This window comes from Micromonospora sp. NPDC049799 (genome assembly GCF_040656655.1).
Lineage (GTDB): Bacteria > Actinomycetota > Actinomycetes > Mycobacteriales > Micromonosporaceae > Micromonospora.
Genome location: NZ_JBFAMU010000430.1, coordinates 1 through 4,179, shown reverse-complemented (window position 1 = coordinate 4,179; position 4,179 = coordinate 1). Strand labels below are relative to the sequence as shown.

5 protein-coding genes and 1 pseudogene are annotated in these 4,179 nt (G+C 74.1%); 1 reads left to right on the top strand and 5 read right to left on the bottom strand.

Going from position 1 to position 4,179, the window contains the following annotated elements:
• Positions 1–7: 7 nt before the first annotated feature.
• The 5 genes from hisH to hisD are packed head-to-tail and all read right to left on the bottom strand — an operon-like array spanning position 8 to position 3,864.
• Complete coding sequence (hisH, locus tag AB0I76_RS23790) at positions 8–640, bottom strand: imidazole glycerol phosphate synthase subunit HisH (protein WP_357039395.1); 633 nt, start codon at positions 638–640, stop codon at positions 8–10.
• Positions 637–810: a hypothetical protein gene (locus AB0I76_RS23785; protein WP_357039392.1), complete on the bottom strand. Its 174-nt coding sequence runs from the start codon at positions 808–810 to the stop codon at positions 637–639. The genes hisH and AB0I76_RS23785 overlap by 4 nt, the downstream gene beginning before the upstream one ends.
• On the bottom strand, positions 810–1,421 hold the full coding sequence (gene hisB, locus AB0I76_RS23780) for an imidazoleglycerol-phosphate dehydratase HisB (RefSeq protein WP_357039389.1): 612 nt from the start codon (positions 1,419–1,421) through the stop codon (positions 810–812). Before hisB ends, AB0I76_RS23785 begins: the two co-directional genes overlap by 1 nt.
• The gene (locus tag AB0I76_RS23775; RefSeq protein ID WP_357039387.1) at positions 1,418–2,545 is read right to left on the bottom strand and encodes a histidinol-phosphate transaminase; all 1,128 of its coding nucleotides are present in this window, start codon (positions 2,543–2,545) and stop codon (positions 1,418–1,420) included. The genes hisB and AB0I76_RS23775 overlap by 4 nt, the downstream gene beginning before the upstream one ends.
• A complete protein-coding gene (hisD, locus tag AB0I76_RS23770) occupies positions 2,542–3,864 on the bottom strand; it encodes a histidinol dehydrogenase (protein WP_357039384.1) in 1,323 nt (440 codons plus the stop codon). The genes AB0I76_RS23775 and hisD overlap by 4 nt, the downstream gene beginning before the upstream one ends.
• Positions 3,865–3,970: 106 nt before the next feature.
• Here hisD and AB0I76_RS23765 point away from each other — a divergent pair.
• Positions 3,971–4,123, top strand: a pseudogene (locus AB0I76_RS23765) (LON peptidase substrate-binding domain-containing protein); the annotation flags it as partial.
• Between the last annotated feature and the right edge of the window lie 56 nt (positions 4,124–4,179).

Below are 4,179 nucleotides of genomic sequence, written 5' to 3'. Positions count from 1 at the left end.
GCGGCGGTCAGTCACCGGTCGGGAGGGTGGCGAGCCAGTTGCGCAGGAGCGCGGCACCGGTGTCGGCGGACTTCTCCGGGTGGAACTGCGCGGCGGAGAGCGAACCCCGCTCGACGGCCGCGACGAAGTCGGACCCGTGGTGCGCGACGGTCACCCGGGCGCCGGCGGCGGCCAGCCCGGTCACGTCGTTGACCGCGTACGAGTGCACGAAGTAGAAGCGGCTGTCGGCGGGCAGGCCGCCGAAGAGCACCGAGCCCCCGGGCGCCCGCACGGTGTTCCAGCCCATGTGCGGCAGCCGCTCGGCGGCGAGCTTCGTCACCCCGCCCGGCAGCAGACCCAGGCCCTTGGTGACCACGCCGTGCTCGTCGCCGTGCTCGAAGAGCACCTGCATGCCCACGCAGATGCCGAGCACCGGACGGCCGGCGGCCACCCGCTCCGCGATGACCGGCCCGGCGCCGAGCTCCTCGATCCCGGCCATGCACGCGGCGAACGCGCCGACGCCCGGCACCACCAGGCCGTCGGAGTCCGCGGCGGCGGCCAGGTCGTCGGTGACCGTCACCTCGGCGCCGGCAGCCGCGAGAGCCCGCTCCGCCGACCGCAGGTTGCCCGACCCGTAGTCGAGCACCACCACACGACTCATGACCCCTCCCCCGGGAACAACCACAGCAGGCCGCCGGCCGTGGCCAGCACGGCGAGCAGCCCGGTCACCACCACCGCGGCCCGCGGGGCGCCCTGCCGGTGCAACGACCAGGCGCCGCCGATCAGCACCCCGGCCAGGATCAGCAGCAGTGTCGGCAGGGCCGCGCTCATCAGAGGGCACCCTTCGTGCTCGGCACCACGCCCGCGTTGCGCTCGTCGAGGGCGGTCGCCTCGCGCAGCGCCCGGGAGACCGCCTTGAACTGGGCCTCGACCACGTGGTGCGCGTCCGGGTGCCCACCGGGCCGGGCCGCCCGCAGCACGTCGACGTGCAGGGTGATCCGGGCGGACTGGCCGAACGACTCCCAGATGTGCCGGGTCATGCTGGTCGGGTAGACCGGCCCGATGTACGGCGCGAGCGCCGGCTCGTCGTGCACCACGTACGGGCGGCCGGAGAGGTCGACCGCGGCCCGGACCAGCACCTCGTCCATCGGGACGGTCGCCGAGCCGTACCGGCGGATGCCGGCCTTGTCCCCCAGCGCCTGGTCGAACGCGGCACCCAGGGCGAGCGCGGTGTCCTCCATCGTGTGGTGGGCGTCGATCTCCAGGTCGCCGACGGTGCGGACGACCAGGTCGAAGCCACCGTGCCGGGCGATCTGGTGCAGCATGTGGTCGTAGAAGCCGACCCCGGTGCTGATCTCGGCCTTCCCGGTGCCGTCCAGGTCGATCTCGACCAGGACGTTGGTCTCCTTGGTGATCCGCTCGATCCGGGCGGTGCGACTCATGACAACTTCTCCATTGCGGCGAGGAACGCGTCGGTCTCGGCGGGGGTGCCGGCGGTCACCCGGAGCCAGCCGGGCAGCCCGACGTCGCGGACCAGCACCCCGGCCTCCAGCAGGGTGCGCCAGGCGGCGGCCTGGTCGACGGCTCCGGGTCGCAGCGCGGCGTCAGACGCGCCGAGCCGGAGTTGTCGGTCGCCGCCGACGGCGAAGAGGACGAAGTTCGCGTCGCTGTCGGCCACCCGGTGGCCCCGGGCCCGCAGCTCCGTGACGATCCGGTCCCGCTGCTCCATGATCGCTGTCACCGTGCCGAGCAGGGCGTCGCGGTGCGCCAGCGCCGCGCGGGCGGCGGCCTGGGTGAGGGAGGACAGGTGGTACGGCAGGCGGACCAGTTGCACCGCCGCCACCACCGCCGGGTCGGCCGCGAGGTAGCCGAGCCGGCCGCCGGCGAAGCCGAACGCCTTGCTCATCGTCCGGGTGACGACCAGCCGCGGGTGGCCGGACAGCACCGCGAGCGCGCTGACCGTGCCGGGCCGGGCGAACTCGGCGTACGCCTCGTCGACGACCACCATCCCGGGCGCGACGTCCAGCACCGCGGCGACCACGGCCGGGTCCAGCGCGGTGCCGGTCGGGTTGTTCGGTGAGCAGAGGAACACCACGTCCGGCCGGTGCTCACGGACCTGTCCCACGGCCTCGTCGGCGGTGAGGCCGAAGTCGACGCCCCGCACGGCCGGGATCCACCGGGTCCCGGTGCCGAGCGACAGCAGCGGATGCATCGAGTACGCCGGGACGAAGCCCAGCGCCGAGCGGCCCGGACCGCCGAACGCCTGGAGGAGCTGCTGCTGGATCTCGTTGGACCCGTTGGCCGCCCAGACCTGGTCGACGGTGAGCCCGTGGCCCAGGTACGCGGCCAGGTCGGCGCGCAGCGCCACGGCGTCGCGGTCCGGGTAGCGGTTGAGGTCGCGCAGCTCCGCCGCGAGGGCCTTGCCGATCGCCTCGACCACCGGCTCGGGCACCGGGTACGAGTTCTCGTTGGTGTTGAGCCGCACCGGCACGTCCAGCTGCGGGGCGCCGTACGGCGACAGCCCGCGCAGGTCGTCCCTCAGCGGCAGGTCGGACAGGGAGGTCACGACACTCCTCCGGGGAAACGGACGCTGACCGCCTGGCCGTGCGCGGGCAGGTCCTCGACGCCGGCCAGGGTCACCACGTGCGGCGCGACCTCGCGCAGCGCGTCCCGCGTGTACTCCACCAGGTGGATGCCGCGCAGGAAGGACTGCACGGACAGACCCGAGGAGTGCCGGGCGCAGCCGCCGGTGGGCAGCACGTGGTTGGAGCCGGCGCAGTAGTCGCCGAGGGACACCGGCGCCCAGGCGCCCACGAAGATCGCCCCGGCGTTGCGGACCCGCAGTGCCCACTCGCGGGCGTTCTCGGTCTGGATCTCCAGGTGCTCGGCCGCGTACGCGTCGACGACACGCAGCCCGGCCTCCAGGTCGTCCACGAGCACCGCACCGCTCTGCTCACCGGTGAGCGCGGTGGTGACCCGCTCGGCGTGCTTGGTGGCCGGCACCTGCCGGGCCAGCTCCCGCTCGACCGCGTCGACCAGCTCGACCGACGGGGTGACCAGCACGCTGGCCGCGAGGGGGTCGTGCTCGGCCTGGCTGATCAGGTCGGCGGCGACGTGCGCCGGGTCGGCGGTCGCGTCGGCCAGGATCGCGATCTCGGTGGGGCCGGCCTCGGCGTCGATGCCGACCACGCCGCGCAGGAGCCGCTTGGCGGCGGTGACCCAGATGTTGCCCGGGCCGGTGATCATGTCGACCGGGTCGCAGTGGGCGGTGCCCTCCGCGTCGACCGCGGAGCCGTACGCCAGCATCGCCACGGCCTGGGCACCGCCGACGGCGTAGACCTCGTCGACGCCGAGCAGCGCGCAGGCGGCGAGGACCCGGGCGTCGGGCAGGCCGCCGTTCTCCTGCTGCGGCGGGCTCGCCACGACCAGCGACCGGACGCCGGCCGCCTGGGCGGGCACCACGTTCATCACCACGGTCGACGGGTACATCGCCAGGCCGCCGGGGACGTAGAGGCCGACCCGGTCGACCGGCACCCAGCGCTCGGTGACCGTGCCGCCGGGCACGACCTGGGTGGTGTGGTCGGTGCGGCGCTGGTCGGCGTGCACCTTCCGGGCCCGGCTGATCGACTCCAGCAGTGCGGCGCGCACCTCCGGGTCGAGGGTGCCCTCCGCCTCGGCGATCGCCTCGGCGGGCACCCGCAGCACCTCCGGAGAGATCCCGTCGAACCGAACGCTGGCCTCCCGGATCGCCGGGTAGCCATGCTCCCGTACCGCCTCGACGAGCGGGCGGATGCGCTCGACCGCCACGGAGACGTCGAGCTGGGCACGGGGCAGCAGGCGGCGCGGGTCACGGACGCCACCGCGCAGGTCGATCCGATTCAACACCCTTGCGAGTCTAGGCGGCCGGTCGTACGGCCACCCGCGCCGCCCGGCCGACACCGACGGTGAGCCGGGACACGCCGTCCCGCGGGGATCCGGCTAGGCTCGACGCGTGACTGCGCGGCTGCCGGTGTTTCCGCTCGGAACGGTGCTCTTTCCCGGCCTGGTGCTTCCGCTGCACATATTCGAGGAGCGTTACCGAGCTCTCGTGCGGCACCTGGTGGACCTGCCCGCCGGAGCGCCCCGCGAGTTCGGCGTGGTGGCGAGTAGGCGATGCACAGCTGGTTCGCGGTCACCTTCCAGCCGCATTCCTTGAGCGTC